General features: G+C 63.1%; 22 protein-coding genes. 15 read left to right on the plus strand and 7 right to left on the minus strand.

The genetic code is table 11. The features are described 5' to 3' along the window. The first annotated feature begins 451 nt into the window (after positions 1-451). Both PQR27_RS21275 and PQR27_RS21280 read left to right on the plus strand, forming a co-directional pair. The gene (locus tag PQR27_RS21275) at positions 452-1465 is read left to right on the plus strand and encodes a hypothetical protein (protein WP_408525635.1); all 1014 of its coding nucleotides are present in this window, start codon (positions 452-454) and stop codon (positions 1463-1465) included. A 122-nt stretch (positions 1466-1587) separates the two neighbouring features. After that, complete coding sequence (locus tag PQR27_RS21280) at positions 1588-2997, plus strand: DUF2252 domain-containing protein (RefSeq protein WP_408525636.1); 1410 nt, start codon at positions 1588-1590, stop codon at positions 2995-2997. A 21-nt stretch (positions 2998-3018) separates the two neighbouring features. Here PQR27_RS21280 and PQR27_RS21285 read toward each other — a convergent pair whose 3' ends face one another. After that, positions 3019-3876, minus strand: coding sequence for a polysaccharide deacetylase family protein (locus PQR27_RS21285; protein ID WP_408525637.1), 858 nt, complete (start codon positions 3874-3876; stop codon positions 3019-3021). Positions 3877-4175: 299 nt separating this feature from the next. Between PQR27_RS21285 and PQR27_RS21290 the strand changes: the two genes are divergently transcribed. From PQR27_RS21290 to PQR27_RS21315, 6 genes are all read left to right on the plus strand, one after another. After that, a complete protein-coding gene (locus tag PQR27_RS21290) occupies positions 4176-4940 on the plus strand; it encodes an SDR family oxidoreductase (protein ID WP_408525638.1) in 765 nt (254 codons plus the stop codon). A 124-nt stretch (positions 4941-5064) separates the two neighbouring features. After that, complete coding sequence (locus PQR27_RS21295) at positions 5065-5259, plus strand: oxidoreductase-like domain-containing protein (protein WP_408525639.1); 195 nt, start codon at positions 5065-5067, stop codon at positions 5257-5259. Between the two features lie 53 nt (positions 5260-5312). Beyond that, positions 5313-6182, plus strand: a complete 870-nt coding sequence (locus tag PQR27_RS21300; RefSeq protein ID WP_408525640.1) for an NAD-dependent protein deacetylase — start codon at positions 5313-5315, stop codon at positions 6180-6182. 90 nt (positions 6183-6272) lie between these two features. Continuing rightward, entirely contained in the window at positions 6273-6923 is a 651-nt protein-coding gene (locus PQR27_RS21305) for a DUF938 domain-containing protein (protein WP_408525641.1), read from the plus strand. A gap of 189 nt (positions 6924-7112) precedes the next feature. Then, complete coding sequence (gene gnd, locus PQR27_RS21310; protein WP_408525642.1) at positions 7113-8522, plus strand: NADP-dependent phosphogluconate dehydrogenase; 1410 nt, start codon at positions 7113-7115, stop codon at positions 8520-8522. Between the two features lie 276 nt (positions 8523-8798). Then, positions 8799-9116 (plus strand): DUF4148 domain-containing protein, encoded by a 318-nt coding sequence (locus PQR27_RS21315; RefSeq protein WP_408525643.1) that lies wholly within the window; start codon positions 8799-8801, stop codon positions 9114-9116. Positions 9117-9243: 127 nt separating this feature from the next. On the opposite strand, the gene PQR27_RS21320 is transcribed toward PQR27_RS21315, so the two are convergent. Then, on the minus strand, positions 9244-9564 hold the full coding sequence (locus tag PQR27_RS21320) for a hypothetical protein (RefSeq protein WP_105508698.1): 321 nt from the start codon (positions 9562-9564) through the stop codon (positions 9244-9246). Between the two features lie 225 nt (positions 9565-9789). Here PQR27_RS21320 and PQR27_RS21325 point away from each other — a divergent pair, with 225 nt between their 5' ends. From PQR27_RS21325 to ltaE, 3 genes are all read left to right on the plus strand, one after another. Continuing rightward, a complete protein-coding gene (locus tag PQR27_RS21325) occupies positions 9790-10101 on the plus strand; it encodes a cupin domain-containing protein (RefSeq protein WP_408525644.1) in 312 nt (103 codons plus the stop codon). Positions 10102-10230: 129 nt separating this feature from the next. After that, positions 10231-11004, plus strand: a complete 774-nt coding sequence (locus PQR27_RS21330; RefSeq protein ID WP_408525645.1) for a peptidoglycan DD-metalloendopeptidase family protein — start codon at positions 10231-10233, stop codon at positions 11002-11004. A gap of 193 nt (positions 11005-11197) precedes the next feature. Further along, positions 11198-12205 (plus strand): low-specificity L-threonine aldolase, encoded by a 1008-nt coding sequence (gene ltaE, locus PQR27_RS21335; RefSeq protein WP_408525646.1) that lies wholly within the window; start codon positions 11198-11200, stop codon positions 12203-12205. Between the two features lie 70 nt (positions 12206-12275). Here the strand turns inward: ltaE and PQR27_RS21340 are convergent, their stop codons facing one another. Further along, positions 12276-13643, minus strand: coding sequence for an MFS transporter (locus PQR27_RS21340; protein ID WP_408528258.1), 1368 nt, complete (start codon positions 13641-13643; stop codon positions 12276-12278). Positions 13644-14368: 725 nt separating this feature from the next. Here PQR27_RS21340 and PQR27_RS21345 point away from each other — a divergent pair. Next, entirely contained in the window at positions 14369-16822 is a 2454-nt protein-coding gene (locus PQR27_RS21345; RefSeq protein ID WP_408525647.1) for a glycogen/starch/alpha-glucan phosphorylase, read from the plus strand. Positions 16823-16900: 78 nt separating this feature from the next. Here PQR27_RS21345 and PQR27_RS21350 read toward each other — a convergent pair whose 3' ends face one another. The 4 genes from PQR27_RS21350 to PQR27_RS21365 all read right to left on the minus strand — a co-directional run bounded on the left by PQR27_RS21350 (position 16901) and on the right by PQR27_RS21365 (position 19480). Next, positions 16901-17980, minus strand: a complete 1080-nt coding sequence (locus PQR27_RS21350) for a hypothetical protein (protein ID WP_408525648.1) — start codon at positions 17978-17980, stop codon at positions 16901-16903. 254 nt (positions 17981-18234) lie between these two features. Then, complete coding sequence (locus PQR27_RS21355; protein ID WP_408525649.1) at positions 18235-18567, minus strand: hypothetical protein; 333 nt, start codon at positions 18565-18567, stop codon at positions 18235-18237. Between the two features lie 165 nt (positions 18568-18732). Next, positions 18733-19122 (minus strand): DUF6232 family protein, encoded by a 390-nt coding sequence (locus PQR27_RS21360; RefSeq protein ID WP_408525650.1) that lies wholly within the window; start codon positions 19120-19122, stop codon positions 18733-18735. Positions 19123-19306: 184 nt separating this feature from the next. Continuing rightward, the gene (locus PQR27_RS21365) at positions 19307-19480 is read right to left on the minus strand and encodes a hypothetical protein (RefSeq protein WP_408525651.1); all 174 of its coding nucleotides are present in this window, start codon (positions 19478-19480) and stop codon (positions 19307-19309) included. A 626-nt stretch (positions 19481-20106) separates the two neighbouring features. On the opposite strand from PQR27_RS21365, the gene tssB reads away from it, so the two are divergent. From tssB to PQR27_RS21380, 3 genes are all read left to right on the plus strand, one after another. After that, positions 20107-20679: a type VI secretion system contractile sheath small subunit gene (gene tssB, locus PQR27_RS21370; protein ID WP_408525652.1), complete on the plus strand. Its 573-nt coding sequence runs from the start codon at positions 20107-20109 to the stop codon at positions 20677-20679. A 51-nt stretch (positions 20680-20730) separates the two neighbouring features. After that, positions 20731-22227 (plus strand): type VI secretion system contractile sheath large subunit, encoded by a 1497-nt coding sequence (tssC, locus tag PQR27_RS21375; protein WP_408525653.1) that lies wholly within the window; start codon positions 20731-20733, stop codon positions 22225-22227. Positions 22228-22295: 68 nt separating this feature from the next. Next, positions 22296-22787, plus strand: a complete 492-nt coding sequence (locus PQR27_RS21380) for an Hcp family type VI secretion system effector (protein ID WP_408525654.1) — start codon at positions 22296-22298, stop codon at positions 22785-22787. The last annotated feature ends 23 nt before the right edge of the window (positions 22788-22810 follow it).

The following is a 22810-nucleotide window of genomic DNA, read 5'->3' on the forward strand; positions in this document are numbered from 1 at the left end:
TGGTAAACGGCCAAATTCCCTGCGGCTGAAGTGCGAAGGCCTGTGAAAATTAAAAAATGCACCAACCGGTTAGTCCATCGGATCGGCATCCGGTAATTCTGTCCGCGTGCGAGGCATTCGTTGCACCTGCAACCAGATTTTATTTGCCGCGCCAGGTGAAGATGCCGATTAACTGGTTTGCGCATTCAAAATGCATGGCATCACATGTATGGCGGGTGGTCTGCTAGCATGACAAACATTTTGTGACCGCAGTGGCTGCCGGTATTTAACACGGCGGCAACGCGGCGGCTCATATTCCTGTATCAACGTCGGTATTTCCCCGCACCGGTTTCATGGTGCGACTCCAAGGCGGCGCCGGGTCACGAAAGCGGACGCGGTCCGGGCGCGAGCCGTACCTTGTCGGATGACGAATACCGGTGGTCGCCGCGACATTTCCGGAGATGCGTGCAGTATGCGGATTCTGAACTCTGTTTTAAATCGCCGATTGGCAAGCAAGGCGGCCCCGTGCTTTGCCGGCCTCTATATTTTGTTCACATGCAATACGGGTTATGCGCAGGAGTTTTCTCTTTTCGGCGGCGGCTCACGTGCGGGCAATACGAATACCTATACCTGGGCATTCAACTATCAGGAAGGGCTGGGGCGGTATTTTGCCGCCAGCTTTACGTGGCTCAATGAAGGCCACATTCCCGACCATCACCGCGATGGCCAGATGATCCAGCTATGGGGCCGCATTCCGATGGGAAGCCCGCAATTCGTTCTGCAGGCGGGCATCGGTCCATACCGTTACTTCGATACCACCACGGCGCAGCAAGGCGGAAGCTATTCCGACACGCACGGCTGGGGCGTGGTGTATAGCGTGCGCGCAGCGTACTACGCATCGAGCCGATGGATCACGCAACTCCAGTTGAATCGCGTGCATGTGCAACGCGGGCCGGATGCCACGAGCGTGATGTTCGGCGTCGGCTATCAACTCGACGCACCGGGCACGCCGGGCCCACGCGATTGGGCGAGCGGCAGCGCGAGCAAGGTCACCCATAACGAAGTGGCGCTGTACCTGGGTAAAACAATCGTCAACTCGACCAGTTCGCCCAGCGCGCTGGGTGGCGCGATCGAATACCGGCGCGGCCTCGCGAAATACATGGACGTGACGATCGGCTATCTTCACGAAGGCAGCAGCAAGGTGGCGCGCCGCGACGGTCTCACCAGCCAGCTGTGGGCGACCCGCGCGTTCCTTAATGACAAGGTCACGCTGGGGCTCGGCGTCGGCGCGTACTATGCCATCAACGAGAACGAAAACAGTTCGACACCAGGGCCGGGCGCCGGAAAGTTTTCCGGGCTGGTCACGATCGCGGGCTCGTATCGCCTGACCGATCATTGGGATGCCCGACTGGAATGGAACCGCGTCGTGACGCGCTACGATCGCGATTCGGATGTGATTTTCGGCGGTGTGGGCTACCGTTGGTGAAGTGTCACGTAGTGCGGCTGTCCGATGTCCTTGCTGGCGTCGCAGTTCGATACTGGGAGCCGGCAAAAAAAGCAGTGTTCCAGAACCGATAGTCAAGATTCACAATAAAACCGGAGAAGAGCATGAGAGCCAGCACCATTGCCGAACGGGAAGCCCGTGGTCGCGCCGCCCGTGAGCACTCGAAGCGGTCCAGCCATCGCGCGACAGGCGAACTGCATCGCAACCCGATCGAGCTGCTCAGGCAAAGCAGCGAAGGCCGGGTCGAAAAGCTTGTACCGCTGCGCTATGGGCGCATGGCCGTCTCGCCCTTTACCTTTTTTCGCGGCACGGCGGTTCTGCAAGCCCACGATCTGGGCCAGATTCCCGACACCGGACTCGTCATGCCGATCTGCGGCGACGGCCATCTGATGAATTTCGGCGGCTTCGCGACACCCGAACGTCAACTGGTATTCGATCTGAACGACTTCGACGAGGTCGCGATTGGTCCGTTCGAATGGGACCTGAAGCGTCTGACCGCGAGCCTCGTGGTGGCCGCGCGCCATATGCGCCTGAGCCGCGGCACCGCCGAAAGTCTGGTGATGACGGCCGTCACCGAATACCGCGACCGGATGGCGCAATACGCGCAATGCGGCGCACTCGAACTCTGGTACGACCGCATCACCTTCGAATTGATGGCCGAATCGGCACTGACCCCGGAGCGCCGCCGCGCTGTGCGGCGCGGCATGGAAAAGGCCGCGAGCCGCACGCACGAAAGCCTGCTCGAGAAAATGGCCGAGTTCGACGGCAACCAGTGGACCATCCGCGACGCGCCGCCCGGACTCTTTCACGTACACGGCAGCAACACGCTGTTCTCAGCGGACGACGACTGCTTCACGGTCGCCAATTGGGAGAAGTTGATCGATCGATCGTGGGCCGACTACCTGAAGACCCTGTCGCATGACCGGCGTGAACTGCTCAGTCACTTCACGGTGCAGGATATGGTTTTCAAGGTGGTGGGCGTCGGCAGCGTGGGGACGCGTTGCTTCGTGGTGCTGCTCGTCGATCACATGGGCAAGCCCCTCTTCATCCAGATCAAGGAAGCGCGTCCGTCGGTGATCGCGCAGTACCACAAAGGGCCGTCGATCAAGCATGAAGGCGAGCGGGTGGTTCGGGGCCAGCGTGCGTTGCAGGCGGCCAGCGATATCTTTCTCGGTTGGGCGAGTGGACCGACGGGACGGCAGTTCTATTTCCGGCAACTGCGGGACATGAAACTGTCGGCGAATATCGAGTTGTTCGATAACGACCTGCTGGACGGTTACGCGCGCCTGTGCGGCTGGATCATGGCGCGTGCGCACGCCAAGGGGAGCGGCCAGGCGATCGAAATCAACGCGTATATCGGCCGCGGCGACCAGTTTGCCGAAGCGCTCACGGGCTACGCCGCCTCCTACGCGGACCAGGTGGAGCGCGACTATGACGTGTTCCTGAAGGCGTGCCGCAGCGGCGAACTGGAAGTACGCACCGACGAGGACATGGTGGCGGATTTCCGCGTTTAGCGGCATGCCGCGAGGGCGGACTCAGGCGTCGACGCGCGCTTCGCGCAGCGTCACGAAGCGCAAGTGCCGCTCGCGAGCCGCGTCGATCACGCGCGGCAGGACCGCGAGTATCAGCGGTTCGCCCTCGACGGTAAGGGCGGCGTTGCCGTCGTGCAGCAACAGGATGTCACGCGCGGCGAGGCCGTCGAGCAGCCGCTGCGTGACCACGTGTGGATCGCGCTCACGCGTATCGAAGCCGCGCCGGGTCCATGCGGCGAGCCGCAAGTCCAGCTTCTGCAGCACGGGTTCGAGAAAGAGGTTGCGCAAACCCGCGGGCGCACGGAAGAACATCGGCCGCGTGCCGCTGAGTGCTTCGAAGGTGCGTTGCGCGGCGTCGATCTCGCGTGTGAGCGCGCCTGGCAAGGTCACTGAAAACGTGTGCATGTGAACCTGCGAATGATTTTCGAGCGCATGGCCGCGTGCGACGATCTCGCGCACCAGTTCGGGATAGCGCTGCGCCTTCGAGCCGATGCAGAAGAAGGTGGCGCGCACGCCGAAGGTGTCGAGCAGGTCGAGCACTCGTGGTGTGACGACCGGATCGGGGCCGTCGTCGATGGTGAGAGCGATCGCGTCGGCATTACGCGTGCCGTCAGGTAGACGCGTCCAGTTCGGACCGAGCAGCGAGGTGCGCGGCAACAGGCCGGCCACCGTGAAAATGGCGTGATTCACCAGGATCGCGGCAAGCCACCAGGGCCACGCGGCGGGCCTCAGCAGGCAGCCGGCCAGCACCAGCACGTGCCATGCGGCGGTGGCCAACAGCATCGCGGGATAGCCGGTGCGCGGCCAGCGGCGGCGTGGCGCGAGCGGGGCGCCGTGTGACGGCGTCGGGAATGGATTCATAAAAGCGTGCTTCCTGTCTTCCTTCCTCCGTCCTGGGAAGGCCTTGATTCGTGCGCATCACGCGCAACAGCAAACGATACCATTGATGCACCACGCGACGCGCCTGGCGCTTGGGCACGGCAAATAATGAAAGCACGCTGAAAGACGTTGTGCCTCGCGACGGCCGCGCCCTCCCGCAAGCCGCCAACGCGTTCCCCCACCATGAAGGCCAGCCGCGTCGGCGCATTTGTGATGGACGATCCGCTGTTGTATGGTGCTAAGGCCGAAGGCAGCCAGCCTGCAAAACAAGGAGATATGCGGTGACAGCAACGGGAATCAAGAAGGTCGCGCTGGTGACGGGCGCGGGGAGCGGCATCGGCCGCGCGTGCGCGCTCAAGCTGCTGGAGCACGGCTATAGCGTGGTAGTGGCCGGTCGCCGTCAGGCGCCGCTGGACGCGCTCGTGCAGCAAGCGCAGCAGCTCGGTGGTGATGCGCTTGCCGTGGCGTGCGACGTGACGGACGCCGCCAGCGTCGCCGCATTGTTCGACACGATTCGCGAGCGGCGCGGCCGGCTCGACGTGCTGTTCAACAACGCGGGCCGTAACGGCTCGCCCGTTGAGATCGACCAGCTCGATATCGACGAATGGCGCTCGGTGGTCGACACGAATCTCACGGGCGTGTTTCTCTGCACGCGCGCTGCCTTCGGTCTGATGAAATCGCAGACGCCGCAGGGTGGCCGCATCATCAACAACGGGTCGATTTCGGCGCACGCACCGCGGCCGTACAGCATCGCCTACACGGCGACCAAGCACGCGATCACCGGTCTCACCAAAGCCGTTTCGCTTGACGGGCGCAAATACGACATCGTCTGCGGGCAGATCGACATCGGCAACGCCGCGACTGAAATGGCCGAGCGGATGGCGCGCGGCGTGCCGCAGGCGAACGGCGAAATCGCGGTCGAGCCGTTGATGGATGTGCAGCACGTGGCCAACGCCGTGCTGCATATGGCGGAACTGCCGCTGTCCGCAAACGTGCAGTTCATGACCATCATGGCGAGCAAGATGCCGTTCGTCGGCCGGGGCTGATCGCACGCTCAGAACGCGGGCCGGGCGCGTGGATTCACGCCGTCGCCCCGGCCCGGTGCCGCCGCACGCGGTGTGAAAGATCCACCTATACTGGGCGCTTCCTACCCTCCGGAAGCCATTCGACGTGCCCCGAGCCACACCTCAGGACGACCCGCAGCCGGTGCCGCCCGTGCAGCCCGATCTCGACGATTGTTGTCATAGCGGCTGCAATCCGTGTGTCTTCGATCTGTACGATGAGGCGCTCGAGCGCTACCAGATTGCGCTGACGGAGTGGCAAGCGCGGCAAGCGCGGCGGAGCACGCCGCGCGCGCGTCGCTGAACAGGCGCTTCCACGCTTTGCGACAGGCCCCAGCTCTTTCCAACCTTCCCGTCATGACCGACCTTCCGCCCGCGCACCTCGCAACCTTCAACGAATCGCATACGCTGGATGATCTGCACACCTTCGTGCAGCGGTATCCGCGTCTGTTCGTGCTCACGGGCGCGGGCATCAGCACGGAATCCGGCATTCCCGGCTATCGCGACGACAACGGCGAATGGAAGCGCTCGCCGCCGATCACGCTGCAGGAATTTCTCGGCACCGTTGCGATGCGGCAGCGCTACTGGGCTCGCAGCATGGTCGGCTGGCCGGTGGTTGCCGACGCCCAGCCGAACGCCGCGCACGTGGCGCTCGCGCGGCTCGAAGCGGCCGGGCATGTGCCGACGCTGGTCACGCAGAACGTCGACGGCCTGCATCAGCGGGCGGGCAGCCGCGAGGTGATCGAACTGCATGGCGGCATCGACGGTGTGACGTGTCTGGATTGCGGCACGCAACATTCGCGTGCGGCGATCCAGCGCACGCTCGAAGCGGAGAATCCCGCCTTGCTGAATGTCACCGCGGAGACCGCCGCGGATGGCGATGCCCACCTGGAGTGGCACGATCTCGAATCCTTCCGCATTCCGGCGTGCACGAACTGCGGCGGTCTGCTGAAGCCTTCGGTGGTGTTCTTCGGCGAAAGCGTGCCGCGCGAGCGCGTCGAAGCGGCGTCGCATGCACTCGATGCGGCGGACGCGGTGCTGGTGGTCGGTTCGTCGCTGATGGTCTATTCGGGCTATCGCTTCTGCGTGTGGGCGCAAAAGCAAGGCAAGCCGATCGTCGCCATCAACCTGGGGCGCACGCGTGCCGATCCGCTGCTCTCGCTGAAAATCGCGGCGCCGTGTGCCGATACGCTCACCGCGCTGACGGGCCGCCTGGCGCTGGATTGACTTAACGCGTTTCCATATAGCGCGGCTTCAACGAAACACGCAGCGGGTCGAAAGACCATGCCCTGGCCTCTACTCAATCAAAAGCTCACCATGACTGATTCCTCTGCCGCGCTGCGGCAACGCTCGCCATCCGCGGAACGCAACCGCGAACCGATCCTTGCGGTCTTGCGCGACGTGCTGCCGGCGCGCGGCCGCGTGCTGGAAATCGCGAGCGGCACCGGCCAGCACGCCATCTGTTTTGCAGGTGCTTTGCCGGGCCTCGACTGGCAGCCAAGCGATCTCGACGCCGACGCGCGCGCGTCGATTGCCGCGTGGACAGCGCACGCAGGTCTCACGAACGTGCGCGCGCCGCTCGCCCTCGACGTGCATCAGCCGGACTGGGGCACGGGCTTGCCCGTTCCACTCGATGCGCTCGATGCGGTGGTCTGTATCAACATGATCCACATCTCGCCGTGGAGCGCGAGCGAGGCGCTGTTCGCCGGCGCGAGCCGCCTTCTCGCCGAGGGCGGTGTACTGTATCTGTATGGGCCTTACAAACGCGGCGGCGCGCACACCGCGCCGAGCAACGAGGCATTCGATCAGCAATTGCAGAGCCGTGACCCGTCGTGGGGCGTGCGTGACATGGAAGCCGTCGTGGCGTTAGGCGCATCGGTCGGGCTCGTGTGCGGCGAACCGGTTGCGATGCCGGCCAACAATTTCAGCCTGGTATTCAGGAAACGCCAGGGCGTGGCGCGAGTCTGACCAACGTCTGGTCGCGCGCGCAGGGCGGGCGGTGAGATCGATTGGCGCTCCGCATGCGGCGTGAAACACGGCTGGCTGCTTGCAAACGAGCGGCCCGCGAGCATTTCTTTTATCCTTTCACCCTCGACGTCCCGCCGACGATATTTTCGGCGCGGCGTCTCGACATTTTTTGGACTCTGGAGAATTCACATGGGCAAACAGGCAATCGGCGTGGTGGGGCTGGCGGTCATGGGCCGCAATCTGGCGCTCAACATCGAGAGCCGCGGCCACGCGGTGTCGGTGTTCAACCGCAGCCGCGAGAAAACCGACGAACTCATCGCCGAATATCCGGACAAGAAGCTGGTGCCGGCTTTCACGTTGGAAGAATTCGTGGAGTCGCTGGAAAAGCCGCGCCGCATTCTGCTGATGGTCAAGGCAGGCGAAGGCACCGACGCCACGATCAACCAGTTGAAACCGCTGCTGGACAAGGGCGACATTCTGATCGACGGCGGCAACACGCATTTCACCGACACCATCCGCCGCAATCAGGATCTCGCGAAGTCAGGTCTGCACTTCATCGGCACGGGCGTATCGGGCGGCGAAGAGGGCGCACTGAAAGGACCGTCGATCATGCCGGGCGGCCAGCGCGACGCCTATGACCTGGTGGCCCCGATCCTCACCGAGATCGCCGCGAAGGCGCCGGACGGCGAGCCGTGTGTCGCGTACATGGGACCGGACGGCGCGGGCCACTTCGTGAAGATGGTGCACAACGGCATCGAATACGGCGACATGCAACTGATCGCCGAGAGCTATGCGGTGCTCAAGCAGGTGGCCGGCCTGTCGAACGAAGAGTTGGGCAAGGTCTACACGGAATGGAACAAGGGCGAACTCGACAGCTACCTGATCGAAATCACTTCAAAGATCTTTAGCAAGAAAGACGACGAAACCGGCAAGGATCTGGTCGACGTGATTCTCGACCGCGCCGCGCAGAAGGGCACCGGCAAGTGGACCAGCCAGAACGCGCTCGACCTCGGCGCGCCGCTGCCGCTGATTACCGAGGCGGTATTCGCCCGCGTGCTGTCGTCGCTGAAAGATCAGCGCGTGGCCGCCAGCAAGGTGCTCGAAGGGCCGAAGGCGAAGCCGCTCGGCGCCGAGCGTGACGCGTTCATCGAATCGGTGCGTCGCGCGCTGTACTTCAGCAAGGTGATTTCGTACGCGCAAGGTTTCGCGCAACTGCGCGCGGCCTCGGAAGAATACAAGTGGGATCTCGACTTCGGCACGATCGCGAAGATTTTCCGCGCCGGCTGTATCATCCGCGCCCGCTTCCTGCAGAAGATCACGGACGCCTATTCGAAAGACAAGGCGATCGCCAACCTGCTGCTCGATCCGTACTTCCGCGATATCGCCGGGAATTATCAGACGGCGTTGCGTGACGTGGTTATCGCGGCGATCAAGGCGGGCGTGCCGGTGCCGGCGTTCGCCTCCGCCATTGCCTATTTCGACGCGTATCGTTCGGAACGTCTGCCGGCGAACCTCGTGCAGGCACAGCGCGATTTCTTCGGTGCGCATACGTTCGAACGCATCGACAAGCCAGGCAGCTTCCACGCGAACTGGAGCTGAGCGAGGAGCATCGAGCGTTTTAACCGCAGCCCGGCAGGCCTTCGCCAGCAGGCGCGCCGGGCTGCGTGCCGCTTGAAATTGGGCTGCACAATTATTGTTGAAAGCTGTTGGTCGGGTGATGTGGCCGCATGACAAGTTGTCAACTGTTGCGAAAATCGAAATAGAGTTTCATTGTTTTAGGGGTTTCCCCTATGTGTCGACCCTCCTAAACTTCCATTTAAGCGCTACGGGACAAGAGCCCAAGGCGAATTAAAAACAGTTCTGGAGGTTTACATCATGAAGTCGCTTATCTCTGCAGTTGTCGTCGCCGCCGCTCTGGTCGCTCCTGTTGCTTCGTTTGCCCAATCGAACCAGCCCGTGACGCGCGCTCAAGTCCGCGCTGAACTCGTGCAACTCGAGAAGGCCGGCTACAACCCGAGCGGCGATCACGTCGACTACCCGGCCAACCTGCAGGCCGCGCAAGCGCGCGTCGATGCACAGAACGGCACCGCTCAGGCTGTCAACAGCGGCTACGGTGCACCGATCGCAGGCACCTCGCAAGCGGGTCGTCCGATTAGCAGCAACGACCGTAACTCGGTCTACTTCGGCAACTAATTTGCGCTGAAGCGGACGCGAACGCCGCCTGTTGAACAGGCGGCGGGCACTAAAAAACGCCGACCGGTTTGCGGGCGGCGTTTTGTCGTTTACGGCCTTGCCGGAGCGGCCAGCCGCGCCTGCAGCGCTAGTGGAGGGTACGGTGCCGGCGACCGATATCGTCGAATAGCGCGCGACTCGGCTCGAGCGCAAGCAGCCAGGATTCGTCGTAGCCGCTCAGATTGTCGAGCGCCTCGCGCAGCCGCTCGATCGCGAGCGCGGGAATCTCGACGCTCGCTTCGACGCCGCTCGAGAGTCCCGCGATGCTGGCGAGCTGCACCAGCGCGTCAGCGGCTTCGGCCACGTCGGCGGCAAAGACCAGATGTGTGTTCAGCAACTCGACCAACCCGGGCGACGCCGCAACATCGTCGACGTTGAGTTGCACGGCCAGAAAGGTGGCTTTGTTCATCCCCAGCTCCTCGCAGAATCCAGGCGGTTTGCTTACGGTGCGTCGCGGCAGCAAGACTGAGTATAGGCGAGGGGCAAAAGGTTTCAATGATCATACAAATAGGGTGCGCGGCGGCGCGACCTATAATGGGGCCAGTCGAAACACGCGAATCCGTCAGCCCGCCTGTCCGCTATGCTCGACGGATAACGTGTGTGTCATGTCGTGTTTTCCAACCGGCTCTCCACCATGAAGATCATTCGCAGCAAGAGCTTCACTGCAACGCGTCCGTGGGGCGCGCTCGATATCGCCAACATGGGCGGCATTACGACGCGCCTGCACTGGACCGATCAGCCGTACAAATGGCATGTGAACGACGGCGAGGAGGTGTTTGCCGTGCTCGACGGCCGCGTCGAGATGCGGTACCGCGACGCCGGGGTCGAACAGTTGACCATTCTGGAAACGGGCGACGTGTTCTACGCGTCGATCGGCACCGAACATGTTGCGCATCCGATCGGCGCGGCGCGCATCCTGGTGGTCGAGACACAAGGCAGCGTCTGACGTTCTTCCGCATGGGGCGGGGGCGCGCGGCGGCATAATGAATGAATACCAGGCCTGTTGCGGCATGCCGCGCCTCGCGGCATGGCAAATGCTTGGGCATCGATTGAATCAGGTGTCGAGGATCATCACATGACAAAACAATCGCACATCCCGGGGACCCGGCTTCTGCTCGCGGCCACGCTTGGCTTCACGCTCGCCGGCTGTACGACGATGCCGTGGGATAGCACGCCCTTCTATAACAGTTCGTCTGCCCGGCCGACCACCCTGAGCACGGTCCCGGTGCCGGCCGGTTTCTACCGCGTTAATCCGGGCGATACGCTGGGCGGCATCGCCACGGCGTTCGGGCGTCGGCCGCAGGAGATCGCGGCATGGAACGGGTTCGCGCCGACCACGGCGGTCAATCCGGGACAGGTGCTGCGGGTGTCGCCGCCGATGGCCTCCGGTAGCGTGGTGACGCCACCGGTCGGCGTTGCCGGCACGACCGGCGCGGCCGGCGTAGCGGGCGCCGCCGCCGCGCCTGCCGCCCCGCAGCAAGGCGTGTTGCTATGGCCGTTGCGTGGACCGGTGCTGAGAGCCTTTGCACCGGGTAAGTCGAATGGCATCGTGATCGGCGGGCATGCCGGCGATCCGGTCAAGGCGGCCGCCACCGGCCGCGTGGTCTATGCCGGCACCGGTATCGAGGCGTACGGCCCGCTCATCATCATCAAACACGACGATTCGCTGATCACCGCGTATGGGCAGAACAGTACCCTGCTGGTGAAGGAAGGCGATGCCGTTGCGCAAGGCCAGACGATTGGCGAGGTCGGCGTGGATAGCCGCGGCGTGGCCTCGATCCAGTTCGAAGTTCGTCAGAATGGCCAGCCGGTCGACCCGCTGGCATGGTTGCCGAAGTCGGGTGGGTGAATCCGGCAGGATGGGCCCGCAACCAGCGGCAACCCGTGATAACCGCGCGTTTCGCTTTTAGCGCGATTCTCAGCGCTGCGTTAATTGAATACACTGTGTGGCTCATCAGCCGGAACCGCAGATCCGCCTATCCAAACAGACGATGCGGGACGCCGGCCGGCCGTCACAGGCTGTCACACACAGGGCTATCACAATGATCGATTTGCGCAGCGATACCGTAACCCGTCCGACACCGGCTATGCTCGCGGCCATGTCGGCCGCCGAAGTGGGCGACGACGTGTGGGGCGACGATCCCACGGTGCTGCGTCTGCAGGCGACGACCGCCGAGCGCGCGGGCAAGGAAGCGGGTCTGTTCTTCCCGAGCGGCACGCAAAGCAATCTGGCCGCACTGATGGCGCACTGCGCGCGCGGCGACGAATACATCGTCGGTCAGTTGGCGCACACCTATAAGTACGAAGGCGGTGGCGCGGCGGTGCTCGGCAGCATTCAGCCGCAGCCGCTCGAAAATGCCGCGGACGGTTCGATCCCGCTCGAGAAGATCGCCGCGGCCATCAAGCCGATCGACAACCACTTCGCGCGCACGCGGCTGCTGGCGCTGGAAAACACCATCGGCGGCAAGGTGCTGCCGGCCGGCTATGTCGCCGAAGCGGTGCAGCTGGCGCGTCAGCGCGGCCTGTCGGCTCACCTCGACGGCGCGCGGGTCTACAACGCGGCGGTCGCTTCGGGTAAGCCGGTGGCGGCGCTGTGCGAACCGTTCGACTCGATATCCATCTGTTTTTCCAAGGGTTTGGGCGCGCCGGTCGGCTCGGTGCTGGTCGGCAGCCAGGCGCTGATCGACGTGGCGCACCGCTGGCGCAAGGTGCTGGGCGGCGGCATGCGTCAGGCCGGCGTGCTGGCGGCGGCTTGCCTGTATGCGCTGGATCACAACGTCGAACGTCTCGCCGACGACCATGCGCATGCCGCTCACCTAGCCGCTGGGCTGGAAGCGATCGAGCATGTGAAGGTGCAATCGGTTGCGACCAACATGGTGTTCGCGCAGTTTCCGCAGCAGCATTGCGCGCCGCTGGAAGCATGGCTCAAGGAGCGCGGCATCCTCACGCAGATGCTGTACGCATCGCGATTCGTCACGCATAAGGATGTATCGCGTGCCGATATCGACACGTTTATCGCGGCGGTAAAGGGGTATTTCGCCGCGCATTGATCGCCCGGCGCGACCGGATGCAAAGCGGATAGAAAGCGGGCGCACTGCCACGGCAGCGCGCCCGCTTTGTTTATTTGGCTGACGCTTTGACGGGCGCGCCCGAGCGATGTGACGGCGCCAGAAGCCGCAATCCGCTTGCAAGACTCGCCGCGCCCGCGAAGAACGCGCCGGTACTCAGCGCGAGCGTCGGGCCATGCCGGCCGGCGATCCCGAAGCTCAGCGCGACCAGCGCAGCGCCGGTAGTCTGGCCCAGCAGACGCGCGGTCGCGATAATGCCGCTCGCGCCGCCGCTGCGCTCGGGCGGCGCGCTAGCCATCAACGCCTTCAGATTCGGTGACTGGAAGAAGCCGAAGCCCGCGCCGCAAATCGCCATCCGGATGCCGATATCGAGCACATGCGGATGGACCGGCAACAATGCGAGCGACGCCATCCCCGCCGACATCACCGCCAGACCGAGCGCGCCGAGCAGGCCCGGCGGATAGCGGTCGGACAGGGCGCCCGCCAGCGGTGCGGCCAACGCCACGACCACCGGCCAGGGCGTCATCAGAAAGCCGGTCTCGACCTGGCTGCGATGCAGCACATCCTCGAAGTAAAACGGCAGCGACACGAACGCCAGGCCTTGCGCGGCGAACGAGCACACTGCGGTCACCGCCGAGAGCGCGAATACCGGGCGCTTGAACAGATCCACCGGCAGCATCGGCGCCGGATGGCCCGCTTCACGGCGAATCAGCAGTGCCCCGAACACGAGCGCGACGGCTGCCGCGCTCAGCACCAGTTGGGTCGGCGCGCGCTGGGCCGCCTCGCCGAGCGCGAAGATCAACGCAGCGAAGGTCACCACGTTGAGCAACGCCGCGACCGGATCGAAATGGTGCGTGCCGCGCTCGGTGTGCGGCAACGCCGGCCACGCGAAGGCCAGCGCGAGCAGACCGAGTGGCACATTGACGGCGAACAGCCACGGCCAGTCCGCCACCGAGAGGATCAACGACGCCACCGTCGGCCCCACCGCGAACGACACCCCCACGATCAGCGCGTTGGTGCCAAGACCCCGCCCGAGCCGATGCGGCGGATACAGATAGCGGATCAGCGCGGTATTGACGCTCATGATCGCAGCGGCGCCGAGCCCTTGCAGCACGCGCGCGGCCGCCAGCAGCGGCAGGGTCGAGGCGAGCGAGCAGGCGAGCGACGCCAGTGTGAACAGTGCAATGCCACTGATATAGATGCGGCGATGCCCGAGGATGTCGCCGAGCGCGGCGAGTGGCAGCAGGGTCGCGACCATCGCGAGCTGGTACGCATTGATGATCCAGACCGACGCCGCGGGCGCGGCGTGCAGATCCGCCGCGATGGCGGGCAGGGCGGTGTTGGCGATCGCCGTGTCGAGCGTGGCGAGCGCGACTGCGAGCATGATCGCGACCATCGCGCGGCGATTGGCGGCGGACATCGGGCCGTCCGCGGGATAAGCGCGGGCGGAGGCGGCGCTGGGTTTATCGGACAAGGCGGGCTCGTCGGTTATGCATACCGGAGCGACGCACGCGCCTGAAATAGACGCGGGCCGCGGACGGCAGGGTTGCGTGAAGTGAATGAAGCGCGCGTGGCCTGAGTCCAGCGAACAAGGCGGCTTGCGCGGCGAATGAAGTGATTGTTACAGAGACGCCGAAAGCGTGCAGGGACGTCGGCAAGGCAGGGCGAAGGACCGGTCGACTATAACGCAACTAACGGTCAAGCCCGCAGCGCGACTCCGAGCTGCCCACGCCGCGCGATGTCGCCGACACGTTTCGATTAACCGGTTCAGCAAATGGGACGCCTCGATTTCACCACGTATTGACGTTGTCGACTCATTTCATGCGTGTTTCATACGGCGAAAAAATGATCCCATGACATGCCTTCGAAGCGCCTTTCACCGCCCGCCATCGTTTGCCTGTTTTGCGGGCCGATGCACGCGCATAGTGCCGCGCCTACGGCGACTGCACCGCGCGCGTGCGCAAAAACCGCACGGCGCCGCGCATCGGCGGGCATGGCATGTGCGTGCGGAGCGCTCGCGCTCAGCGGTGTCCGCGAGACGTAAAATGTCCTACTCTGTTTGTTAACCCGCCTGACCGGCACGCGCCTCCCGTCCGTCATCTGTGCGGTTCGCGTACGTCGCGTCACTTTTCCCCGGAGGCCTCGATGACAGCCGTCGATCTGGAATTCGACCAGCTCAACAGTACCGTCGACGCGCTACGGCGCTCAATTTCCAATCGCATGATGTACGGCGTCGGCAAAGACGCCGTCACGGCTCATCCCCACGACTGGCTGCATGCCGCGGCGCTCGCGGTACGCGACCGGCTGGTGGCGCGCTGGATGAAGACCACGCGCCTGCAATATGAACAGGACGTGAAACGCGTCTACTACCTCTCGATGGAATTCCTGATCGGGCGCACGTTCACGAACGCGCTGCTCGCGCTTGGCATCTACGATCAGATGAAGGAAGCGCTCGCGAGTCTCGGTGTCGATATGGAGGCGCTGACCGATCTCGAACCGGACGCCGCGCTCGGCAACGGCGGCCTGGGACGGTTGGCGGCATGCTTTCTCGATTCGATGGCGACGCTTGGCATTCCGGGCTTCGGCTACGGTATCCGCTATGAATACGGCATGTTCCGTCAGCAGATCGTCAACGGCGAGCAGGTCGAGGCGCCGGACTACTGGCTGCGCGCGGGCAATCCGTGGGAATTTCCGCGGCCCGAGATCAAGTACATGGTGCACTTCGGCGGCCGCACGGTGCAGCGCGGCGAGCACGTCGAATGGATCGATACCGAGCATGTGAACGCGACCGCCTATGACACGGTCATTCCCGGCTATGCGACCGCCGCGACGAATACCCTGCGCCTGTGGTCGGCGCGTGCCACCGAAGAGCTCGACCTGGGCGCGTTCAATCGCGGCGACTACCGCAACGCGGTGGATACCAAGAACATGTCGGAGAACGTCTCGCGTCTGCTGTATCCGGACGATTCGACGCCGGCCGGCCGCGAATTGCGGCTACGTCAGGAATACTTCTTCGTCTCCGCGACGATGCAGGATCTGATTCGCCGCTATCAGCGCACGCACAGCACGTTTGGGCGGTTCGCCGAAAAAGTGGCGGTGCATCTGAACGACACACACCCTGTGCTGGCGGTGCCGGAGCTGATGCGTCTGCTGGTGGACGTGCATCACGTGCCGTGGGACAAGGCGTGGAAGCACATCACGCAGATGTTCTCGTACACGAACCACACGTTGATGCCGGAAGCGCTTGAAACGTGGGACGTCGAGATGCTCGCGCGGCTATTGCCGCGGCATCTGGAGATCATCTTCGAGATCAACGCGGAGTTTCTCAAGCACGTCAGCGAGCAGTCGGGGCATGACGCCGAGATGATCCGCCGCATTTCGCTCGTCGACGAATATGGTCAGCGGCGTGTGCGGATGGCGTATCTGGCGATTGTTGCCAGCCAGAAGGTGAACGGCGTGTCGAAGTTGCATTCGCAACTGATGACGCGCGATATCTTCGCCGACTTCGCCCGCATCTATCCGGACCGTTTCACCAACGTGACCAACGGCATCACGCCGCGGCGCTGGCTGGCGCAGGCGAGTCCGTCGCTGTCGTCGCTGATCGATCAGCAGATCGGCAAGCAGTGGCGCAGCAACCTGTTCGAACTGGAACAATTGCGCGAGCTGCGCAATGACAGCGCGTTTGTCGACGCCTTTCGCGAAGCGAAGCGGCAGAACAAACTTCGGCTGGTGCATCATCTCGCGCACTACACGAAACTGCACTTCGATCCTGACGCGTTGTTCGACCTCCAGGTCAAGCGCATTCACGAATACAAGCGGCAACTCCTGAACGTGCTGCATGTGATCGTGCGTTACAACCAGATTCGCGCGAACCCCGAGCGCGCCTGGGTGCCGCGCGTGGTGATGTTCGCCGGCAAGGCCGCGTCCGCGTACCGGATGGCGAAGACGATCATCAAGCTGATCGGCGATGTCAGCGACAAAGTCAATCATGACCCGTTGATCGGCGACCGCCTCAAGGTGGTGTTCGTGCCGAATTACGGCGTGAGCGTGGCCGAACTGATCATTCCGGCGGCCGACCTGTCCGAGCAGATTTCAATGGCCGGCACCGAGGCGTCCGGCACGGGCAACATGAAGCTCGCGCTCAATGGCGCATTGACGATCGGTACGATGGACGGCGCCAACATCGAGATCTGCGACGCGGTGGGGCGCGAGAATATCTTCATCTTCGGCCATACCGCCGACGAAGTGGACAGCCTGCGCGCCACCGGATACCGGCCTCGGCAAGTGTACGAGGAGAATCCGGAACTGCGCATGGCGCTCGACCAGATTCGCACCGGCTTTTTCTCGCCCGACGATCCGCTGCGGTTCTCGGATATCTTCCACACGCTGGTCGATTGGGGCGATCACTATATGGTGCTCGCCGATTTCGCCGCCTTTGCGAAGGCACAGGACGAAGTGGATGCGCGTTTCGTCGATCAACGGGCGTGGGCTGAGAGTGCGATCGAGAATGTCGCGGGGATGGGACAGTTTTCGTCGGATCGGACCATCGGCGAATATGCCCGTGAGATTTGGCACGTGAAATCGCTCGATATCGACTGAGGGTGCGTGTCGGTCCGAAAAACAGAAAGGCCGTGCGGTTGCACGGCCTTTCTCAATGGACGGTTGCGACCGGTGTGGTTACGGCGCGAACCTTTCGGTCTCGCTGGCGGCGCGCAAGCCGAGTTGCCCGCGCGGGAAATCGAATAGCACGTCGATGTTCTGCATGGCCATCAGACCGATCACGATGCGGCTCGCGCCGGGTTTCGCCTTGACGATCGTGACCTGCGCGGCTTCATAGCGATGCACAAATGAGCCGGAGGCGATCGCCGCGTTGTAGTTGCCCTGGTTGAGCACCGTGCCTTCTTCGGCGTCGCCGGTCCAGTCGGGCGCCTTGTCGATTTCGACGCGGATCATGCCGGTGCTGCCGGTAGCGAACACCAGCGGCGCGCAGAAGGTCGATTTGTCGCCCACGTTCACGCAGCCGCGCGGCCATTGCGCCGTGCCATCTTTCGACACCGTCATCGGTACCATGGTGAAGTCTTTGGTGAGCGCGCTCGACGGGCTCAAGACGAGGAACGGCTTCGCGAAGTTCGCGCGCACCAGATAGCGTTGGCCGATGTTGCCGGGCAACGCGCGCAGCGGCTGGGTGCAGCAGCTATCGTCCAGTTGCGCGGCGCCGACACCGAAGATGCCGGAAAAGGCCCAGCCGAATTCACCGGTGTAGCCGTCCATCGCCGGACAGCGCCGCGCGTTCGCCTGACAGCGCACCGTCTCGACCGCCTGCGCGGTGACCTGTGCCGGCTTCGTGCCCGCCACGCTGACCGGCACCTTCACGGCGGCGCCCAGGACTTCCGCACCGTTCGCCAGCGACAGCGGCGGCACATTGCCGGCGCTCGCGTAGTTCGAACCCGGCAAAACCGACTTCAGCACCCGCACGCCTTGCGTTCCCGTGTCGAGCGCGACATACACCGCCTTGCCGTCGATCTGCACGGGCAGGCCGAGGCGCGCGTGGTCCTCGTCCGCGCGCTCCACATGCAGCGGAATCAGCAGGCCGTCGTTGCCGCCGTTGATCAGGGACGCGCTCGCGGCCGGTGGCGTGGGAACGGGGAAGCTGGTGGAGCAGCCGCTCAGTGCGGCGGTCGCGACAACGGCCGCGAGGGTGAGCGTAACGCAGGCACCGGCGCGGCGGCGCGCGGCATCGAAAGACGACAGGAACATAGGATCACGCTTTGCAAAAAGGCGGGTCCCTGGCGAAGGCGATGCATCGTGAGCTGCGCCGTGGACAGCACTGGCGGCGATCTCATCGGATCGTCAAGGCGTGGACGGGGAAACCGGAACGCTTGCGGGGCCTGCGGGAGGGAACACGCGATAACAGGAGCGCCGACTCTACACGGCGCCCCGTCGCGATTTGCAAAGATGTGTAAAGGTTTGGCGCAGTAGCACAGATGCGCCCGTGCAAGCATTGACCTGCGTCAATAATCTCGCGGCCGCCGGATCACGGTTGCCTTTGCACGACCCAACGTGGCGCACTCGAGCGCGGCGGTCAGCAGGCCGATCACGTCGTCGAGGGTGCGGGAGGTGACTTCAACCCGGAAGGTCACGCGCTCCTGCTGTTTGTCGATGGTCACGACGTAGAGGCGCAGATCGTCGCCGAGCGCCGCATGCAGCGCGCGCCGCCCATGGGCCGACGAGCAGCCGGGTACGGTGACGTCGATGATGACGAGTGGAACGACGAGGTGCGTGGAGCGGGGCGCGCGCGGCGCGCGGAACAACGGGATATCAGACGAAGTGGCGGGCGTGAGCATCGTGATTGCGCCGGCCCGATGAGACGGCGCGCGTTGTTGATACCTGCCCACTCTAGCGACGCGCGTCTCAACATCGTGCAAAAGCTGTCGCGCCGCGAATCAATTTTGTGTTAACGCGCGGCGCGTGAAAATGCCGTTAGCGTGCCTCGCCGACGCGTGCAGCGTTCAGGCTTTGGGCGCCGCGGCGGCGGTTTGCGCTTCACGTACCGCCGCGCCCACCCGTTCGACGAATTCGCGATCGGTGCTGGACAACGCCTCGCGGCTGCCATTGGCGGTTTGCACCATCAGACGATGCGTGACGTCCTGGGTCAGCCAGGTGAGCCAGCCGACCGCCGCCAGCATGACACCGCACACCAGGCCGGCCGGCGACCAGAAGACTCCGCCGACGATCGCGCCGACGACTCCGATCAGCGAGATGGTGTACGGCAAGACCTTGTTCTTCGGCACGGTGACGACCTGCACGTCCACGATGTCGCGCAGTGGGAAAACCTGGCCGGCGGACGACAGTGCGTTGCGCGTGACCGACACGCCACGGTCATTGAAAGGGGTTTCCATCGGGTCGAGTGCAAGCGGGAGCAAAGGGCGCAGCGTACCAGACTTTGATCGACTATTGGGGTGACGTGGCCTGTGGCGACATGCCGCCGCGGCGCCTCAGTCCTTGCGGTCTCGCAACGCGCCGCTGCGGAGTCCCGATCCGGGTGGAGGAACAGATGGGTTTCAATTTCCGGATTGAATATGCTTAGGAATGCTGGCAAATAACGTTTGCTGGATGAAGAATGTCGAGTTCGGCAAAACGCCCAACGATTCGGAATTCAACAGCCGGGATCGATAGGCCGCGCGCAACACACAGCTCATGGAAGCGTAGCCAGTCAATCCCCGCTTTGAGCACGGCCGGTTTTTTGTAGCGAATCATCAACGATCGTGGTTTACGAGCATATCCCGCAATATCTTTCTCAGGGCCACGACAAACACCTGAAATGATTAGCGCTCCAGCTCTTCAGAATTTGCGCGCGGTGCCGAAAAGAGGAGGAGAGACTGTGCGAGGAGGGGAAATAAATTCCCCTTGAATCCTAAAAATTTGTCTTTAGAATTGACACTCTTGGCCAATCCGGCTGAGGGGTTCTCGATACACGCTCGCCGTTGCACATCCATTGCAACGGGCATCAAAAAAAGTTAAGTAGCGGTAAAAATTCGTAATCAAAATAACCCAGGCCTGACATCACATAAAAGGAAATGTCGCGTGCGTGACCAACGCGTGTCATATACCTCTCGTACTTTTTAATTCTTGCTATTCGTGAGCTGATGCGTGACGGGGATTCGCATCGACTTGCAACCATGCCGAATACACAGCAGTGGGCGGACCTATAGGGTGCCGTCCGGAGTCGTACGCGTGTTCGGTATCACCCTGAGGACGTAACGCGAGTCCTTGCCGCATTAAAACTTATCCCCGCTATGTGTTGCACCTGAATCGAGTCAGGGGCGTGCTTCTGGACGCCTTGTCAAAACGTAATTCGAGTTCTCTTTATCTCGGGGAAGTTCATGTCCAATAGTTTGCAGAAATGGGTCGGCCGCAATCGTCCGCCTCGCGTTCAGATCACGTACGACGTCGAACTCGGCGGCGCTATCGAAAAGCGTGAATTGCCGATGGTCGTCGGGCTGATGGCCGATCTCTCCGGTCACCCGGCTACGCCTCTGGCCAAGCTGAAAGAGCGCCGCTTTGTCGACGTCGATCGCGACAACTTCGACGAGATCATGGGCAAGATCGCACCGCGCCTCGAGCTGTCCGTGCCGGATACGATGAAAGGCGAAGGCAATCTGAAGGTCGAGCTGAAGTTTCAGCAGTTCGCCGACTTTCATCCGGAAAGCCTCGTGCGTCAGGTGCCGCGTCTCGCGAAGCTGCTCGAAGCCCGTCAGCAATTGCGCGATCTGCTCGCCAAGCTCGATGGCAACGACGAACTCGATTCGATGCTGGAGCGCATCGTTCAGAACTCGGAAGAACTGAAGAAGCTGAAGAGTCAGGCCAACGGCGGCGACGCCCCGGCAACCCCGGCGGCTCCGGTGGCTCAGGCGCCCGCAGTCACGCCCACGACGGAAGACACTCCGTCCGAGTGACGGCCTAATTTCAGCGTCGCTGAAGCGACACTCCTCTCAGGACTGATCCAGATGGAAACGAAACTCTCCGCCGAAGCCGCGGGCGCACACGCAAGCAACCAGGCCGCCGAATTGAGCCTGCTCGAGCGCATCGTGCAGGAAGGCAACATGGCCGTCGAGCCGTCGCAGGGCGGCTATGCCAGGAAGCTCATCGGCCAGCTCGCCTCGCAGATTCTCGATGAAGGCATGCGCACGAGCCCGGACAAGGGCGTTGTGGCGATGATCAACGAACGCGTCGCCGAGATCGACAAGCTGCTGACCGATCAGCTCAACGCGATCATGCACGACGCGGCGTACCAGGAACTGGAAGCGTCGTGGTACGGCCTGCACGACATGGTATTCGGCACCGAGACCGGTACGAACCTGAAGCTGCGACTGCTCAACGTCAAGAAGAAGGAACTGCACAAGGACCTCGAGACGGCCGTCGACCACGACATGAGCGTGCTGTTCAAGAAGATCTACGAAGAAGAGTACGGCACGTTTGGCGGCCACCCGTTCTCGCTGCTGGTGGGCGACTACTCGTTCGGCCGTCATCCGCAAGACATGGCGTTGCTCGAGCGCATCTCGCGCGTGGCCGCCGCCGCGCACGCGCCGTTCATCGCCGCAGCCGCACCGAGCCTGTTCGACCTGAAGTCGTACACGGAACTCGGCGTGGCGCGCGATCTGTCGAAAACCTTCGAAAGCGCTGAACTGGCCGCCTGGCGCAGCTTCCGCGAATCGGAAGACTCGCGTTACGTATCGCTCGTATTGCCGAGTTACGCGGCACGTCTGCCGTACGGCGCGAAGACCAACCCGGTCGAATCGTTCAATTTCGAAGAGGACGTCGACGGCACCGATCACAGCAAGTACCTGTGGGCGAACTCCGCGTACCAGCTGGGTCTGCGCATTACCGACGCCTATGCGAAGTACAGCTGGGCAACGGCGATTCGCGGCGTGGAAGGCGGCGGCAAGGTCGACGGCATTGCGGCGCACGCGTACAAGACGAACGAAGGCGACATCACGCTGAAGTGCCCGACGGAAGTGACGATCACCGATCGCCGCGAGAAGGAACTGAGCGATCTCGGCTTTATCGCCCTGGTCAATTCGAAGGGTTCGGATTTCGCGACCTTCTTCGGCGGTCAGACGGTCAACAAGCCGAAGGCCTACAACAAGGACGAAGCCAACGCCAACGCGCAACTCTCCGCGCGCCTGCCGTTCGTGCTGGCCGCCTCGCGTTTCGCGCATTACATCAAGGTGATCATGCGCGACAAGGTGGGCAGCTTCCAGACCCGTGCCGAAGTCGAGAACTATCTGAACAACTGGATTGCCGGGTACGTGCTGATCAACGCGTCGGCCTCGCATGAACAGAAGGCTCGCTACCCGCTCGGCCAGGCACGCGTGGACGTCACCGAAGTACCGGGCAAGCCCGGTGCGTATCGCGCCACGTGTTTCCTGAAGCCGCACTTCCAGATGGAAGAGCTGACGGCGTCGATCCGCCTCGTCGCGGACCTGCCGGGCGCGGCTGCCTAATCGTCGACGTATGACGCGCCAGGGGCGCGTCATACCGCTTTCATTCACCTATTTGATTCAGGCAAGTCATGGATACCATCATCCTGCAATTCAAGGACGTCAAGGGTAACTCGCTGATCGACGGCTTCAAGGACGGCATTCAGCTGACGTCGTTTTCGCAAAGCGTCGCGATCACGATGAACTCCGACACGGCGAATACCGAGCGCACGCTGGGCCGTCCGTCGTTCAGCGAATTCAATCTGAGCAAAGACACCGACCAGGCAACGCCCGCGCTGTATGCCGCCTGCACGGCCGGCACGAAGCTCGGCAACGCGACGATCTCGATCGGCCGCAACGAAGGCGGCAAGTTCATGCTGCAGATGAAGTACGTGCTGTCGAACGCGATGATCGCGAACATCGCCACGAGCGGCGGCGGCTCGAGCATGATGGACTCGTTCACCATCAACTTCACGGCGATGACCTCGCAGTACACGCAGCAGAACCCGGATTCGACGCTGGCCGGCACCGCGCCGTTCGGCTGGGATCTGACCACCAACAAGCCCATCTCACCGGCTGCGTAACGCCTCGCCGCCCGCCGCGAGGC

The organism is Paraburkholderia fungorum (genome assembly GCF_046027215.1).
Lineage (GTDB): Bacteria > Pseudomonadota > Gammaproteobacteria > Burkholderiales > Burkholderiaceae > Paraburkholderia > Paraburkholderia fungorum_D.